Annotated in this window: 13 protein-coding genes; 3 read left to right on the forward strand and 10 right to left on the reverse strand. The window is 38.2% G+C overall.

What is annotated here, in order from left to right:
- Positions 1-329: 329 nt before the first annotated feature.
- The gene (locus tag Q0794_RS11830) at positions 330-1,295 is read right to left on the reverse strand and encodes a TAXI family TRAP transporter solute-binding subunit (protein WP_298942126.1); all 966 of its coding nucleotides are present in this window, start codon (positions 1,293-1,295) and stop codon (positions 330-332) included.
- A 406-nt stretch (positions 1,296-1,701) separates the two neighbouring features.
- On the opposite strand from Q0794_RS11830, the gene Q0794_RS11835 reads away from it, so the two are divergent.
- The gene (locus tag Q0794_RS11835) at positions 1,702-2,631 is read left to right on the forward strand and encodes a LysR substrate-binding domain-containing protein (RefSeq protein WP_298942128.1); all 930 of its coding nucleotides are present in this window, start codon (positions 1,702-1,704) and stop codon (positions 2,629-2,631) included.
- 58 nt (positions 2,632-2,689) lie between these two features.
- Here Q0794_RS11835 and Q0794_RS11840 read toward each other — a convergent pair whose 3' ends face one another.
- The 6 genes from Q0794_RS11840 to norV all read right to left on the reverse strand — a co-directional run bounded on the left by Q0794_RS11840 (position 2,690) and on the right by norV (position 9,922).
- On the reverse strand, positions 2,690-3,562 hold the full coding sequence (locus Q0794_RS11840) for a 3-keto-5-aminohexanoate cleavage protein (RefSeq protein WP_298942130.1): 873 nt from the start codon (positions 3,560-3,562) through the stop codon (positions 2,690-2,692).
- Positions 3,562-4,896: an aspartate aminotransferase family protein gene (locus Q0794_RS11845; protein ID WP_298942132.1), complete on the reverse strand. Its 1,335-nt coding sequence runs from the start codon at positions 4,894-4,896 to the stop codon at positions 3,562-3,564. Before Q0794_RS11845 ends, Q0794_RS11840 begins: the two co-directional genes overlap by 1 nt.
- Before the next feature lie 204 nt (positions 4,897-5,100).
- Positions 5,101-6,429, reverse strand: a complete 1,329-nt coding sequence (locus Q0794_RS11850) for a D-serine ammonia-lyase (RefSeq protein ID WP_298942134.1) — start codon at positions 6,427-6,429, stop codon at positions 5,101-5,103.
- A gap of 308 nt (positions 6,430-6,737) precedes the next feature.
- Positions 6,738-7,073: a DUF1971 domain-containing protein gene (locus Q0794_RS11855; protein WP_298942136.1), complete on the reverse strand. Its 336-nt coding sequence runs from the start codon at positions 7,071-7,073 to the stop codon at positions 6,738-6,740.
- 99 nt (positions 7,074-7,172) lie between these two features.
- Complete coding sequence (gene norW, locus Q0794_RS11860; RefSeq protein ID WP_298942138.1) at positions 7,173-8,348, reverse strand: NADH:flavorubredoxin reductase NorW; 1,176 nt, start codon at positions 8,346-8,348, stop codon at positions 7,173-7,175.
- Entirely contained in the window at positions 8,345-9,922 is a 1,578-nt protein-coding gene (norV, locus tag Q0794_RS11865; protein ID WP_298942139.1) for an anaerobic nitric oxide reductase flavorubredoxin, read from the reverse strand. Before norV ends, norW begins: the two co-directional genes overlap by 4 nt.
- A gap of 194 nt (positions 9,923-10,116) precedes the next feature.
- On the opposite strand from norV, the gene norR reads away from it, so the two are divergent.
- The gene (gene norR / locus Q0794_RS11870) at positions 10,117-11,673 is read left to right on the forward strand and encodes a nitric oxide reductase transcriptional regulator NorR (protein ID WP_298942141.1); all 1,557 of its coding nucleotides are present in this window, start codon (positions 10,117-10,119) and stop codon (positions 11,671-11,673) included.
- A gap of 482 nt (positions 11,674-12,155) precedes the next feature.
- Positions 12,156-13,886 (forward strand): bifunctional UDP-sugar hydrolase/5'-nucleotidase UshA, encoded by a 1,731-nt coding sequence (ushA, locus tag Q0794_RS11875; RefSeq protein ID WP_298942143.1) that lies wholly within the window; start codon positions 12,156-12,158, stop codon positions 13,884-13,886.
- Between the two features lie 107 nt (positions 13,887-13,993).
- Here ushA and Q0794_RS11880 read toward each other — a convergent pair whose 3' ends face one another.
- From Q0794_RS11880 to eat, 3 genes are all read right to left on the reverse strand, one after another.
- The gene (locus Q0794_RS11880) at positions 13,994-14,527 is read right to left on the reverse strand and encodes a DUF6436 domain-containing protein (RefSeq protein WP_298942145.1); all 534 of its coding nucleotides are present in this window, start codon (positions 14,525-14,527) and stop codon (positions 13,994-13,996) included.
- Positions 14,511-15,977, reverse strand: a complete 1,467-nt coding sequence (locus tag Q0794_RS11885; protein ID WP_298942147.1) for a methyl-accepting chemotaxis protein — start codon at positions 15,975-15,977, stop codon at positions 14,511-14,513. The genes Q0794_RS11880 and Q0794_RS11885 overlap by 17 nt, the downstream gene beginning before the upstream one ends.
- Before the next feature lie 317 nt (positions 15,978-16,294).
- Positions 16,295-17,686 carry an ethanolamine permease gene (gene eat, locus Q0794_RS11890; RefSeq protein ID WP_298942149.1) on the reverse strand — a complete coding sequence of 464 codons (1,392 nt, stop codon included), beginning with the start codon at positions 17,684-17,686 and terminating at the stop codon, positions 16,295-16,297.
- Between the last annotated feature and the right edge of the window lie 41 nt (positions 17,687-17,727).

The following is a 17,727-nucleotide window of genomic DNA, read 5'->3' on the forward strand; positions in this document are numbered from 1 at the left end:
TTTTAAATTAAATCACTCTACATAATGCGTGTTTGATGCTTTTAGATTATCTATATGTATACCTAAGCCACTTCGAATACGACTTCAAATAAAGTAGCTTGGGTATATTTTCATTTAAAGTATGTTTGAAAATGTTGTTCTTAAAATACTCTTTTTTAAAAATGTTACTTTTAATATTTTTACCTGAATATTTTTATCTTAAAACTTATCGACGTTAAACCTATCGCCTTAAAACCTATCACTTTAAAGTCTATCACCTTAAAACCTATTACCTTAAAACAACACAGCGGAAGTATCGCTACTTCCGCTGTTATTAATTTAAGGTTGGATTACATCCAGCCTTTTTCTTTGTAGTAACGAATTGCGCCATCATGAAGAGGTGCTGATAGATTTTTTGTGATCATATCGCTCTCTTTCAAGTTTGCAAATGCAGGGTGCATTTTTTTGAAACGCTTAAAGTTTTCAAATACAGCTTTAACCATTTGGTAAACCGTTTCATCATCAGTTTTAGTTGAGCTAACAAACGTTGCAGCAACACCAAAAGTCGCAGTATCTGTATCTGTACCATTGTACATACCAGCTGGAATGCTAGTCATTGCATAATATGCATTATCAGAAGCTAATTTTTTAACCGCATCATTATCAACAGGGACTAAAACAGCATCACAAGAAGTTGTTGCTTCTTTAATTGATCCATTCGGGTGACCTGCAACAAATACAATCGCATCAACTTTTCCATCACATAAAGCAGCGGCTTGCTCAGATGATTTAAGCTCTGAAGCAACAGCAAAATCATCTACTGTCCAGCCCATTTTTGCCATTAATATTTCCATTGTGCCACGTTGGCCAGACCCTGGATTACCAATATTTACTTTTTTACCTTTTAAATCATCAAAGGTTTTAATACCAGAATCACTACGAGCAACAACGGTAAACGGTTCTGCATAAACAGAGAACACTGAACGTAATTCTTTAAAAGCACCTTCTGGGAATTGATCAGGTGCAGTACCGTTGTATGCATGGAATTGCCAATCTGATTGAGCAACACCCATATCTAGATCGCCAGATTTAAGACCATTGATGTTAGTCACTGAACCACCTGTTTTATGTGTACAGTTGATTTCATGTTCAGCTGTGCCTCTATTCACTAGACGACAAATAGCACCACCAACCTGATAATAAACACCAGTTTGACCGCCAGTTCCAATAACAACGTGCTTAGTTTCTGCAAAAGCAGATGTTGTCATTAACGTTGCGCCAACAGCAGCAGCCATCGCCAATTTTTTAATAAACATAGTTAACTTCCTTTTAGGGTTTTATTTCAGTGCTACTTTCCTATATAGGCAAGCAAGAATCAAGCCTGCGAGCTAAAATATGTGGTCTCTCAAACACTTAGTTTTCACACTGATTTAAAATTAAACATACTGACCATTAATCAACCACTTGAAGTGTCTTTTTTTGGTGCATTTTTTATTCTTTTGCTACAAAATAGCGCACTATTTTTTAACTATTAATGTTATTTTTGAGAGCTGAGTATTTTATTTTTCGAGAATAAAAAAGTTCGAACAATATTATCTTAAATTAAACGCCCTAACTTACCCTAATAAAATGTTTAATCTCTTCATTATTTTCCAGAAATACAACTTGCTTAAGTCACTGTTAAAAGATTAACTATGCTCGATTAACTATGCACGATTAAATATGAAAAACTCAGGAGAAAACTCAGTGCTGAACAACACTAATTTACCATCAATAAAAGCCTTACGAACTTTTGTTGCCGTGGCAGACAATATGAGTTTCTCTAAAGCCGCACAGGAGTTATTTGTTAGCCAAGGTGCCGTTAGTAAAAATATTTCAGCACTAGAAAAGCAATTAGGTCAGCCACTTTTTAATAGGCGCTTAAATGGAATAGAGTTAACCAGTGCCGGCGAGCAATACTTACCTAAAATAATTGAAGCACTGGAGATTATTCAATACACAACAGAGAGTTTAGTATTGATAGATCAAGTTGAAGAAGTGCTGTCGCTAAATGTGACTCCTTCATTTGCAAGCTTATGGCTCATTCCTAAAATAGAACAGTTTTATGAGTTAAATAAGAACATTCGGGTCAGAATAAAAACCGGCGATGGCATTATAAAAAAAACCAATGGTGAAAGTGATATCGCAGTACGTTGCCTTGCTATATCGACACATTATGAAAACGCGACATTGCTAAGAAAAGAAAAACTCGTTTTAGTCGCCTCTCCTAAACTACTCGAAAAGAATCCGATAACTACCATTGAAGATATTCAACATCATGCTTCTATTTTTCATATTACTCGTCCGCAGCTTTGGGAACAGTTTAAAAAACAACAAGGTTTGGTCTATAACAGTACTTACAGCTGTACTGGATTTGAACATTTTTATATGTCATTAGAAGCGGCTAAGGGCGGCTTAGGTTTAGCCCTATTACCCGATTTTATGGTGAGTAAATTAATAGAAAATAATGAGTTGGTAAACCCACTTAATATTTCGATGGAAACACATTACGCTTATTATGTTTTTGTACCGAGTTATCGATTATCTTCAAGGAAAATTTATGAGTTTAAGAAATGGGTAACAGAAAGTTTAGGCGATAATAGCCCCCAATAAATCCATTATTCATTAGAAAAAAGAGCAGGTTATAAACCAGCCCTCATTCACTAACTAACTAACTAAGCAAAGCCTCTCGGAAACTTTTGGCATTATGTAAGTTGATATTCAATAGCCCTGTTACCGCTTTTATGTCTAAGACTTGTTGAGCATTACTTTTGGCCATCAGTCCTTGGCTATCAAAGTGATTATTCTCAAAGCCTACTCGAACATCTCCTCCCATTAACATCGCACTGATTAAGCACTTTTGCTCTTCAGGGCCAAAAGCACAGGTCGCCCAACGTGTATTTCCGGTTAATAATTGATCGCTGAGAAATGGTGCTAAATCAGTTGGCGTGGACTTCAATTGTTTATGATAACGGCCTAACACTAATAAAATATGATGATTTTTATTAGGTAATATTCCTTGCTTAATCAATGAAAAGTAACGCTGAACATCTTCCACTGAATACAAAATATATTGCGCAATAATCCCACTGTCAGCGACCCAATGGAAAAATGTTTCTGCGACTGATAAATATGAATCATCAGGCACCAATTCTTTTAATGCAAAAGAAGCCGCTTCAGGCACTGTTTCGCGAATTAATTGCATCTGATGTGGCGGTTGATATTGCCCCACTGCTTCAGTTGTTAATTGAACAATAATACTGTCACCAACGGCAGATTTAACGGCTTCGAAGGTTGATAAATTGTCATCAATGTCGAGAGAGTGTAAGCCATTTTTATCTCGTGCGTGTAGATGAACCATTGCTGCACCAGCATCTCTACAAGCAATCACATCATTCACGATCTCTTCAATCGTGATAGGCAAAGCAGGGTGATCTAATTGTGTTTTTCTTGCGCCATTCGGAGCAACTATGATCGCAGACTTCTGATTTTGTTCATGCAGATCTACATTTAGTGTTGCATCTAATTTCTGTGGTTCAGTCATTATTTTGTCCAATCAGCTGCAGCTTCAATTAAAGCTATTTTTAATTTACTCACTAACTCATCTAATTGTTCATCATTAATAATAAAGGGTGGCGCAAGCAATATATGATGTCCAGCTCGGCCATTAATAGTACCCGCCATTGGATAACACATTAATCCATGTTTCATGGCTAGTTGCTTAACCATTTTATTGGCTTCAGTGGTGGCTGGTAAGGGAGTTTTTGTTAATTTATCTGCCACTAATTCAACACCAATAAAGAGCCCTCTTCCTCTGATATCACCGACATAATCTAAAGGTAATAAAGCGTCTTTTAATTTACGTTGTAATTTTTCACCTTGGCTAACCACTTTCTCTAATAGATTTTCTGACAAAATAGTTTTAATAGTCGCTAAAGCAGAAGCACAGGCGATTGGATGCGCCATAAAAGTATGCCCGTGCTGGAAGAAACCACTGCCATTGGCCATTGCATCGTAAATTTTATTGCTCACAACAACGGCACCGATCGGTTGATAGCCTGCGCCTAATCCTTTAGCAATCGTCACTAGATCGGGCACAATTTCATCTTGTTCAAAGGCGTAAAAAGTCCCCGTACGGCCAATTCCACACATCACTTCGTCAAGAATTAATAACACATCATATTTATCACAGATCTCGCGGATACGTTTAAAGTAACCAGTTGTAGCAGGAACTGCACCAGTCGTTGCGCCAACAACTGGCTCAGCAACAAATGCCATGACATTTTCAGCCCCCATCGCTAATATTTTACTTTCTAGCTCATCGGCAACACGATGTGAATACGCTAATTCAGTTTCATTTTCTCGTTGGTCACGATAAGCATAACAAGGTGAGATATGCTCAACTTCTGCCAATAAAGGCCTAAAGTTCTCTTTTCGCCATTCGTTACCGCCCACTGCAAGCGCACCTAACGTATTACCATGGTAACTTTGACGTCTCGCAATGAATTGTGTTTTATTAGGTTTACCTATTTCAACAAAATACTGGCGCGCCATCTTTAAAGCAGATTCCACCGCTTCAGAACCGCCACTCACGAAATAAACATGATCAAGGCTATCAGGTGCTAAATCAGTTAATAACTTAGCGAGCTCTTCACTTGGCTGATTCGTAAAAAATCCAGTATGAGCGAAAGGAATAGCTTCAACTTGATCAATAATGGCTTGTTTAACTGCGGCATGACTATGGCCTAAATTAGACACTGCAGCTCCACCGCAACCATCCAAATATTTTTTACCTTGTGTATCAAATAAATAAACTCCCTCACCTGATGAAACAGTCGGTAAGTCAGCATGACAGTGGCGATGTAAGATGTGCGTCATTTTATAAACCTTGTGTGGTACCAAACCGATTGATTAATTCACTAATAAATAACGCGTTAGTAATCAATAGAGGTAGTATGATGGTCGAATGAATAAGCATAGATATTCATCCTTTTTTATTCATTTTACAAAGGAATTAAAATTGAGGGGTATGAGCAAGCGGAATAGCCTGACTCATATTAAATAAAAGCGATAAAGCTTTTCTTATAAAGCAGATTTTGCAAGATACGACGCCATCTCTTTTTGCGGCACCATACCACCGCCAGTAGCCCACACAAGATGAGTCGCATTGTTCATTTTTGCGTCGTCAAAACCAAGGCGTTCTTTATATTCTTTATTTTGTGTAACGATAATCGGTCCAATTACGCCAGCTAATGCTGACGGTTCTAATTGAATATTCTCTAATTGATTCATATCGCCTAAGTAGCGATACATACGCTGATCTGAAAGCGTGTAATAACCATCTAATAATCGTTGCATTGCTCTCCCAACAAAACCAGAAGCGCGCCCTACCGCCAGCCCATCGGCAGCAGTAATATTATCTATTCCAATGTCTTGCACTGAAATCGCATCTTGTAATCCTGTATGTACACCTAACAACATACAAGGTGAATGTGTCGGTTCAGCAAAAATACAATGTACGTTATCGCCAAAAGCCATTTTCAACCCAAAGGCAACACCGCCAGGCCCTCCACCAACACCACAAGGAAGATAAACGAATAACGGATGTTGTTGATCAACCTTAATATCCATATCATCAAACTGTTGCTTTAAACGTTCGCCTGCGACAGCGTAACCCAGGAAAAGTGTTTGTGAATTTTCATCGTCGATAAAGAAACAATTAGCATCGCTTTCAGCCTCTTTGCGGCCTTGTTCCACTGCCACACCATAATCTTGTTGATACTCAACGACGTTAACACCATGTGAACGAAGCTTATCTTTCTTCCATTGGCGTGCATCCGCTGACATATGCACAGAAACGGAGAAGCCTAATTGAGCACTCATGATACCGATAGATAGTCCCAGGTTACCTGTCGACCCGACTGCAATGCTATAACCATTGAAAAAACGCCTAAATTCATCGGTATCAAGTTTACTGTAATCGTCTGATTCTTGCAGTAAACCGGCTTTTATTGCTAACTTTTCAGCGTGAGTAAGTACTTCATAAATGCCACCACGTGCTTTAATAGAACCGGATATAGGTAAATGACTATCTTTTTTCAACATCAATTGACCTTGAATAATGGTGTCATATTCTTGTTCTAATTTGGCTTTCATTTTGGGGATACTAACAACATCAGATTCAATAATGCCATTAGTCGCAGCGGTTTCTGGAAATACTTTTGCTAGATAAGGAGCGAATCTTTTAAGCCTATCGCTTGCGGCTTTAATGTCATGATCATCTAACCCAACATAGGGCAAACCATCTTTTAAACTAGTGATATTTGGGTTAAACCAACTGATTTCTTGCAGTTTTATCAATTTTTTAAGTAAAGGGAATTCATTAATAAGCTTTGGAAGATTGAGAGTCATTATTTTTGAGACCTTAGATTCAACATTATTGTGCAATAGCTATCTATCGCAGCTTTAAAAGGTGGTAACCTTTAATCAAATCAGGATATGAAGAATAAATTTAGACTACAGATTTATACCAATTCCATCAAGTATGTGAGTTAAATTTCACGCAGTTAACACAACTAAATTCAAGGCATAAGTTAATGTAGATGGTTGTGCCCTTTACGAAACCTACATCACTAAAGTGAGTTATTTTAACCAGTAAAATAGATCCACTATTTAATGGAATGGGTATTATCATGCGAAAAATAAGGTGCTAAGTCACATTACTTTTTGTTATACATCGATTGGCCTATTTTATCTTGATCTGACCAAAAATTAATATTGAACTGTGCATCTTCACTTAACTCTACTCGATGCCAATATTGTGGAGGACTCGTTGCAAATTGTCCGGCTTCGATAACCACCGTGACTTCTGGCTCAGTCGCCTCGCTATCTGCAAAACCAAAATAAGTGACAACGCCTTCCATGACACATAATTGTCCGAACACATCTGCCGCTGTATTATGATGAGTTAATAATGCTTTTGGCACAGTATCAACAGTGAAAAAAGGAGTTGAACGCTGAATTGTCCAGTTTGCTGGGATTCGTAGATGACTCATAATATTCTCCTAATGTTATTTGGATTACGCTATTTGGATTCAAATAATAAGTGAGGTTTTATCTGACAAAACCAAACCTAGGTTTTCATTGTATAAAGCTCAAAGTACCGCAGGTAATTCTCTCAATAATGGAAAAGCTTTTTTCATGTGCCCTTCTGTTACGATAAACCCAATCATTTTTTTATCTTGGTTATACGCCTTTACTGAGCAGCCCTCGGTATCGATATCCGCTTGCCAAGCAGTGACACCGTTTACCATATTGCCACCTAACTGCATTGGCATTTTCGGTGTTTTTACTTTAACTAACATTGCCGGCAAGGTGACTTCTGTCGCTTGTCCTAATAATGTTTTAGCTAACGCATTCGCACTTAACATGATGGGTTGTAAGTACGACATCACCTTGCCATTTATCTCAGCACAATCTCCCAAGGCATAAATATTGTTAGCAGATGTTTGTAACTGCACATTAACAACCACCCCCTTGTTGACGTTGATACCTGATTTTCGTGCTAAGCCTGTGTTTGCTTTTAAACCTGCCGCAGAAATAACACAATCAACAATCTGTGTTTCACCTGAGCTAAGCGTGACACAAATACCTGTTTCGCTTGTATCTAATGCGTTTTTTTCTGATAAACAGTTATTCAATGAATGGACGGTTTTTCCCAATTCAAACACTACACCTGCGTCAGTCATTTTATTGCGAAGTTGATTCGCGACTAAGTCTGGTAGCATATTTGCCATCAAACCTTTACTAGGGTCAACCACCAGCACCTTTTTACCGCTACTCGACAGGTCCATCGCAATCTCAGTGCCGATTAACCCGGCACCAATAACTAAAACACGTTGAGCTTGCTGCAACTGTTGTTGTGCACTTTCAAACTCACGTAAACTATTAAGCGTGATCACTTTGTCCGTTGCATCGCCTAGCATGGTCGGAATAAAGGCCCGCGCTCCCGTAGCTAAAACCAGTTTTGAATAAGGATACGCGACACCTGCAACCAAAATGTCTTGGTGTTCGCAATTGATCTGTTCAACTTCAGTAAATGCATGTAAATCAACATTAAATTCAGTGGCAAAGGCTTCTCCAGTTAGTCGGATAAGGTCTACGCTACTCTGTTTATTAGTAAATACATGACTTAGATCTGGTTTGTTGTAATCATCGCCTGTATCAAGGGTAAAAACTGAGATCGCTATTGTTTGATCCGTGCGTCTAATGGTTTTGATTAACTGGTAAGCGGCAAAGCCGCTACCAATAATAATGATCGGCGCACTCATGATGCTTTACTCTGTGCAACCGCAACAAACACATCTTTACCTAATCCACATTCAGGACAAAGGAAGAAGTCCGGCACATCGTTCCAAGCGGTACCCGCTGCAACATCTTGATTTGGCTCACCAATAGCAGGTTCATAAACCCAGTTACAAACTGTACATAACATGTTTTGAGCATCATCAACTTGAACAACTTCAGTTTTAGAAGACGCTACTTGAATTGTGGAAGGCGTTACTTGAGGTGCTGGATCGCTCTGGACACTGGCCTGTACATTAGCCTTTACAATAGTTTCTGTAATAGGTTCTGCAATAGGCTCTGCAATAATAGGTTTGACAGTCATAGGTTGGTTAGCAGTGATAGACTGAATATTACTGATATCATGTAATGCCCAGCTTTTTGCAATACCACGGCCGTATTCACGACATGTATTCATTGCTTTACCATCAGGTCGCCATTTTGTTTTTAAGCTGTCAGCAGTTTCAAAACCAGCATCCATTAAACGTATATTAATACGGTCAACGGCACCGCCATTCCAACCATAACTACCAAATGCAGCGGCTTTTTTATCTTTAAAACGTAATCCTGTTATTTCTTCTAACATCGCAGCGATTTGCGGCATCATCACGTTGTTCATACTTGGTGATCCCACTAATACACCCTTAGAGCGGAACACATTAGATAATATTTCGTTTTTATCTTGGCGTGAAACATTGAATACTTTAACCGCAACACCTGGGTCAACGTCATGAATTCCCTGAGCCATAGCGTCAGCCATCATGCGTGTATTGTTAGACATAGAGTCGTAAAAAATAGTAATGCGGTCTTCTTGATAGTTATCTGCCCACTCTAAGTATTGATGAATAATTTGCGTAGGGTCATCGCGCCAAATAACACCGTGAGCGGTTGCAATCATATCAACAGGTAGGTTGAAGCTAAGTACCTCTTTAATCTTGGCAGTCACTAGCGAGCTAAAAGGCGTTAAAATATTTGCGTAATAACGTAAACATTGTTCTTTTAATTCATTTTGATCAACTTCGTCATTAAACAAATGTTCATCACAATAATGTTGACCAAATGCATCGTTACTAAACAGCACGGCATCATCGGTCAGGTAAGTCATCATGCTATCTGGCCAGTGCAACATAGGCGTTTCTACAAATATCAATTGTTTGCCGTTACCAATATCCAATGCGTCACCGGTTTTTACGATATTAAAATTCCATTCAGGATGATGATGCTGACCTGTAATTGAATCAATTGCATTTTCTGTACAGTAAATAGGGGTATTAGGGATTTTTGCCATTAGCGCGGGCAATGCACCTGAGTGATCTTCTTCTGCATGATTAATGACAATGAAATCAATCTCATTTAGATCAATTTCCATCTCTAGATTTTGCACAAACTGTAAGCTAAAACGATGATCAACCGTATCAATCAATACATTTTTTTGTTCACGAATCAAATAGCTGTTATAGCTGGTACCTTTTGTTAATTTGAATTCCATACCATGGAAGTTTTCTACTTCCCAATCACGTTGTCCAACCCAATGAATGTTATTTTTAATGTGAATAGTCATATTGTTACCTGCATAATTTATAAAAGATTTAAAAAGTTATCTTCTATTTTGCAGATTACATGCCAAAACATAAGCACTTGATTTAATGAAACTTATAATTTTAAACTGTCATTATGACACTATTTAAACAATGTCATTTAAACAATTAAAATGTCATAATGACAATAGAGAATCACTTTGATAGTAGGTTTAATATGAGCAATAAATATCAAGCATTAACGCAATTAGCGATTGATTTAACGGTCAGTGTTTCTAGTCAGGATAGATTTGATCGTCTGCTGTCAGTTATCCGTAAACTATTTAATTGTAATGCTTCAGCATTATTAGCTTTTCAGCACCAACAATTTTCCCCGCTAGCGATTAATGGTCTTTATGATGAAGTATTAGGACGACGCTTTAATATTCAAGAACACCCTAGATTAGAAGCAATTGCTAGAGCGGGCGATGTTGTTCGCTTTCCTGCTGACAGCACATTACCCGATCCTTATGATGGGCTTATTCCGAATCATCAGGGGGAATTAAATGTTCACTCTTGTATTGGGCTGCCATTACTTGCCAATGATCGTTTAATTGGCGCATTAACCATCGATGCTTTCGACCCTCACCAATTTGATCAATTTAGTGATGATGACCTACGTATTATCAGTGCCCTAGCCGCCGCAAGCTTGCATACTTCACTGTTAATGGAGAGGCTAGAAAACCAAGCTGGCGTGTTCAGCAATAGCGATCCTCTTGACTCTTTTACATCACAGACAAGCGGTATGATTGGTCAATCACAAGGGATCTTAGATCTTAAATCACAGATTAAAGCGGTAGCTGATACTGAACTGTCGGTTTTAATTACTGGCGAAACAGGTGTGGGCAAAGAGTTAGTCGCCTCTTCCATACATCAGCAGTCAACGCGTTGCGATAATAACCTGATTTATTTAAACTGCGCAGCATTGCCAGAGTCGGTCGCAGAGAGTGAATTATTTGGGCATGTAAAGGGCGCGTTTACTGGGGCGATAAGTGATCGTAAAGGTAAATTTGAACTTGCTAATAACAGCACACTTTTTCTAGATGAAGTGGGTGAGTTGCCGCTATCACTACAAGCAAAGTTGCTTCGTGCTTTACAGTACGGCGATATCCAACGTGTTGGCGATGAAAAAAGTTTAAAAGTTAATACACGAATTGTTGCAGCAACTAATCGTACACTTCATGAGGAAGTCAAAGCAGGACGCTTTCGTGCTGACCTTTACCATCGTTTGAATGTATTCCCTGTACACGTTCCCCCACTACGAGAGCGAGATAATGATGTCGTATTATTATCAGGATTCTTTGCTGAACGATGCCGTGCAAAATTAGGTTTTAAACGTTTAACCATTGATCCCGCTGCTATCAATATTTTACAACAGTATTCGTGGCCGGGTAATGTGCGAGAGTTAGAGCATGCCATCAATCGTGCGGCGGTGATTGCAAAATCACAAGCAGCAGATTCATACCTACAATTAAAAGCAAACCACTTTCAACTCAATGCAGAAAACCTTGCCACACAGAACCAAACTTCAATAAATATAACATCAGCTAAAAATAATAAATCATTTTCCACTGAACATGATCAAGGATTACGTGAAGCAACCAATAGTTTTCAAGCCGCAGTCATTAAGCAGACATACCAAGAAAATGATAATAATTGGGTCTCAACAGCAAAGCAGCTTAAGCTCGATACCGGTAATCTCCATCGCTTAGCTAAACGACTTAATTTGAAATAATGTGACATATTCTATTAGGCCCAAAGGTTTTAAATTATTTGGTTTTATACATAATATTCGGTACAGGCCATCAATGCTTTTTATAACGCGGTCCAATCCGTTCCCCCAGCAACAGTGCCTTTAATAAAAGGATCATAAAAGTGTTCAAGCGAGAGGAAATTCGACATAAAATAGTTAGCTAACTATTACAGCATTCCGCTATATAAGCCTAACCATAAAGGACTAAAATAAATAAAAATAAAAATAAATGATGCAAATTCAAACAACTGAAGGTAGTTTATTTAAGTAGTTGACTGCTCGGTCAGCTTAAACGTCGCTAATAACATTAAATTTATCTTTAATGTTAGGTTTTAACTAATCTGTCATCTTGCATGTGTAAATTGCGCTAGCGAGATAACACTATCTAATTTCATAACATCGAAATAAATAAGAATTAGTAACTATAAAATAATAAAAGCATATTAAAAATCTAAGGGAATACAATGTTAAACAAAAAAGTAAACGGTATTACTTGTGCCTTGCTAGCAGCAGGCATTTTATCTGGATGTAATAGTGATAGCACTGACAATACGGACATAGAAGTCCAAGAAAAAGTTACATTTACTATTTTACACACCAATGATAACCACGGTCGCTTTTGGCAAAATGACGATGGCGAATACGGCATGGCCGCGCGTAAAACATTAATCGATACGATACGTGCTGAAGTAGAAGCAGAAGGCGGTGTTGCACTAGTATTCTCAGGCGGTGATGTTAACACTGGTGTGCCAGAATCTGACTTACAAGATGCAATACCTGACTTTGTGGGTATGAATGCAATTGCATATGATGCAATGGCTGTGGGTAACCATGAATTTGATAACCCACTAGAAACATTAGAAACACAAAGAGACTTAGCAGAGTTTCCAATGCTTTCAGCTAATATTTATAACGCAGACGGCAGTCGCTACTTTGATGCCTACAAAACGTTTGATATCAATGGTGTGAGTTTAGCCTTAATTGGTTTTACAACCGATGATACTGCTAAATTGTCTAACCCTGAATATATTGGCGATTTAACGTTTACTGATCCTCAAGATGAAGCACCGACATTAATCAATGAACTTAGAACTGATGGTGCTGATATTGTAATGGCCGTAACACACATGGGTCACTATGCTGATGCTGCAAGTGGTAGTAATGCACCGGGTGATGTTGCACTAGCGCGTTCATTAACTGAAGGTCAACTTGATGCGATTATCGGTGGTCACTCTCAAAATCCAGTATGTATGGAGCCAGGTGATAATACTGTTTATGCTGACTTTAATCCAGGTGATGATTGTGTACCTGATCAACAAAATGGTACTTACATTGTACAAGCACATGAATGGGGTAAATACGTTGGTCGTGCTGACTTCACCTACGACAATGGCGTATTAACACTAGATAGCTATGCGTTGATTCCCGTTAATTTAAAAGAAGAAGTAGCGGTACTTGATGAGAATGGAGACCCTGTACTTGATGAAGAGGGTGAAGCAACAACTGAACTTGTATTTATTCAAGATGAAATCACAAAAGACGCAGACTTATTAGCAACATTACAAGTATACCAAGATGCAGGTGAAGCGGGCTTAGATGAAACATTAGCAACGCTAAGCGGCGATCTAAACGGTGAACGAGCGGATGTCCGTAGCATGCAAACTAACATGGGCCGTTTAATTGCTATCGCACAAAGTGAGCGTGTTAATGCTGACTTTGGTGTAATGAACTCTGGTGGTGTACGTGCTTCTATTGCCGAAGGTGATATTACTTACCGTGACGTATTAACTGTTCAGCCTTTTGGTAATACAGTGACATTAGCAACGATGACCGGTGCAGAAGTTAAAGAGTACTTAGGTACTGTCGCAACGTTCACACAAGGTGCAGGCGCTTACGCGCAAATTACCGATGTAAAAATGGAAGTTAACTGTACTGCTGGGTCAGTAGATATCACCAGTATTGGTGGTGAAGTATTCTCTGAAACAAATGAATACACTTTCTCTATCCCAAGCTTTAATGCAGCAGGTGGTGACGGTTACCCTGAACTAGAAGTGATCGACGAAGGCACGGTTGATGCTGATGCTTTACAAGCCTTCTTTGTAGAGCAAGGTAATGTAGTCGCAATTGACTATGATCCGATTGGTGATATTGTTTACACTAACTCTACCAGTACTGAAGGTTGTGCAGCTGAATAAGCTATTTAATGTATAAAGTTATTATCGAGTTAAATCGATAATAAACAAAAAGCCTCAATTTTAATAAAATTGAGGCTTTTTTAACTTCTAAAGCCTTTCAAATACCATCACAAGTTACAATAACAACCTGATGCATCATTTAAAATTAAGTCCGAACGATAACCTTTAGCATAGTTATTCATCACCGTTTCAACATATCCATTAGATTCAGTACAAGCTAAACCAATTGAATAAGGCCCCAAATACAATAATGTTTGTGTGTCACTCACAATCATTATGGAAGGTGTTGATGGGATGATTGTTGATAGGTTTGCAGGTAAATTGACATTAATAACCTTAAACCCCGTTAATCCTGCTTGTTCATTAATATCTTTTTTATGCGCTTCAGAATATTGTGTGCAAGAACAATGATCACTAGTGAAATGAATAATAGTGTCGCTTAGATCTACATTTTTAAGTTGAGCTATTTTCCTCAACTCCTGCATTACAAAAATACTATTTTGACCTGTTAGCTTTTCTTCTGGATCGTAACTGATTAAACGGCCACTAATAAAATAGATAGCCGTCAAGACAGTAAAAACAAGCCACAAAATGAAAACAGCATAATGGACACGCGTTATTTTTTTATTTGAATCTTGCAATGCTTGATTCTAATAAAGTAACAGAATGAGAGATGTTATCGGCTTCTTGCGCTAACATATCTACTTTTTTAGTATCATCCTTACTTAATGAACTCACCTTCTCTGTGCTTTGTGCAATATCATTGGTCGCTACTGACTGTTCTTCCACAGCAGATGCAACTGAATGCGCTATATCACTAGATAATGACACTAACGCTGAAGCATTAATGATTTCTTTATTCGCTTGGCCTGCCACAGAAATTACAATATCAACGGCATCAATACATTGCACCATTGATTGAGTAGATGATTGTGAATGATTTACAAGTTGTACTAATGTTTCATTAACTTGTTTTGTGCTGTCTTTGGTTCGATTAGCAAGCGCTCTTACTTCATCTGCTACCACCGCAAACCCACGCCCTTGTTCGCCCGCTCTAGCGGCTTCTATCGCAGCATTAAGTGCTAGTAAGTTAGTCTGATCTGCAATACTGGTTATTTCAGATAAAACCTTGGCAATAACGTCACTCGCATTAGCTAACGCGGTTATTTCAACACTGGTTTTATTCAATGCACCAGTCAATTGGGCATTTTTAAGATTTATTTCTTCAATGTAGTCATTGGCTTTTTGGGTTGAAGACGTGGCATCTCTCATTTGTAAACTTAACTCATTGGTATCTTTAGCTATTGAAGCGACGGTTACCGCCATTTCTTCAACGGAAGAAGCAATATTCTCAGTTTCTGCTTGTCTGTCATTTGCAGATATTTCAAGTTCAGTCTTTGCTGAAACCAAATTATTAGCGTTAACAATAAAATCAGTCGTTTGATTCTTAACACCTGTCACAACATTGTCGAGTACAATTAAAAGTTCATTAAAACCAACCAACACAAGATTACCATCAGCATTAGCACGTACCTTTAAATCCAGTGAATCTTCATTCTCTGTTAATATTTTTGTGACTCGTGCTAACTCTTTACCAACTTGGCTATCGTCGTATAATATTTTTGCAATATAACCAGCAATAATGGCTTCTACCACAGCGTAAACAGCGTGAATAATAACCGTGGAGAAGTATAGTCTGTCTAGATCAAATATATAGACACCAGACCCACTCACTTGTAGAAAATAGAAAGAGAGATGGTGTACTGCAATTAACAAAGCAGCTGAAATAAAGACTTTCCAATCGCTAAAAATGATCAGAATTGCCATTAAGATGAATATTTCAAAATGGGCTTCTATCAAGCCATTCATTTGATGTATATGTAAACAAGCAAAGATCATGGCTGATAGTGCAGAAGCATGCTTGGTTAGTGTTGCATTAGGTGCAGTTTGCATTAACCATAGCGGCATTAGCATCGCTGGCAAACCTATTAATATTGCTTCAATAAAAGTCCCGTAGATGAATGCAAGTCCTATTGACTCAACAAACAGTAATACGAGAACACTGGAAAACGCTTTATTTACTTTATTCATTACTTACCTTTGCATATTTTCAATAAAATATGCATTTCACTAATATGTTCAAAAAGGAAGCAGATGATACGGCATTAACTATGTTCTAGATCATTAAATCGCCAAAAAATACCTAAATATGATTAAATTAATATAGAGGTGATAATTATTTAGGAATAATTTATTGATTAATAATATGAATTTTGAAGAGTGTGATGATGAAAGTATTCATAAAGTTCAATAGAAACAAGTAAGTAAAGGTATTTAGAGATGACTAATATGAAAAAACCTATCTTATTAGATAGGTTTTAATTAATTGAGATTGAACGCCTTAATATTTAATTAGTTACAAGCTCATCTTCAGCACGAGACAACATCGCAAACTCTTCTTCAGCAGAAGAAGCTACTAAATTGTTTCTACCGACTAAAGCGTAATACGCCATACCGATAACAAAGAGTACGAATGTAAAGTAGAACGCTCTTACATCGTAAGCATAAACACCCGTTAATGCGATTAAAGACAATACGAATGAAATACCAGAAGTCACCACACCACCCGGTGTTTTGTATGGGCGATTAAGATTTGGTTGTTTTATACGTAATAGGATGTGGCTACCAGACATCATTGCGTATGATACTGTTGCACCGACAACGGCCATTGATAACATTAAGTCACCTTCTCCCGTTAACGATAATAGAAAACCTAATATGCCAGGTACAATAAGTGCACCTACAGGTACTTTACGTTTGCTAGTTAATGACAGTTTCTGTGGTAAGTAACCTGCACGAGATAATGCAAAGACTAAACGGCTATAACCATAAATAATAGAGAAGAATGACGCAACCAAACCCGCTAAACCTAATACATTCACCATAGTCGCAATATTTGGGTTACCCGTCATTTTTAATGCATCAACTAATGGTACAGCACTACCTGCAGTCACTTGTGCACCAGCGGCACCTGCCACTAAAACAACCACTAAAATGGCAGTAAATAGTAAGAAAATCATCGCAGCAATAATACCTTTAGGCACATCTTTAGCGGGATCTTTTGCTTCTTCTGCTGCAAGCGGTACACCTTCTACGGCAAGGAATAACCACATTGCAAAAGGTAAAGCAGCCCAAACACCGTAATACCCCATTGGCAAGAACTCTGTACCGCCCTCTGATGGGATAATATCGAATAGGTTATCAACATTAAACTCAGGTAATAACACAACGCCTGTTGCTATGATTGCTAATACCGCTAATGCACTGATCACCATCATCACTTTTAATGCTTCACCTGCACCAAAGATATGGATACCAACAAAAACAAGATAGAAAGCAGCATAAACAAGCGGCCCATCAAGCCCTAATAGTTCATTAACCGAAGAACCAATGAAAATAACAATCGCAGCAGGCGCAAGTGTATATTCAATCAATACCGCTAAACCTGTGAGATAACCTCCAGCCGGCCCCATTGCTTGGCGAGCAAAACTATAACCACCACCTGCTGCAGGAATAGCTGCTGACATTTCAGCAAGTGATAACACCAGTGTTAAGTACATCACGCCCATTAATACAGCAGCAATGACAAAGCCACCCCAACCTGCTTGAGCAATACCAAAGTTCCATCCAGCAAAATCGCCTGAAATAACATATGAGATCCCCAAACCGGCAAGCAAGATCCAACCTGCCGCTCCTTTTTTTAATTGTCTTTGAGCAAGATACTCTTCGTTATTAGACATAATAGTTCCTTTTTTATTTTGGTTAGATAGTTAAAATTAAT

Origin of the sequence: uncultured Psychromonas sp. (assembly GCF_947489755.1) — a bacterium.
Classification (GTDB): Bacteria; Pseudomonadota; Gammaproteobacteria; order Enterobacterales; family Psychromonadaceae; genus Psychromonas.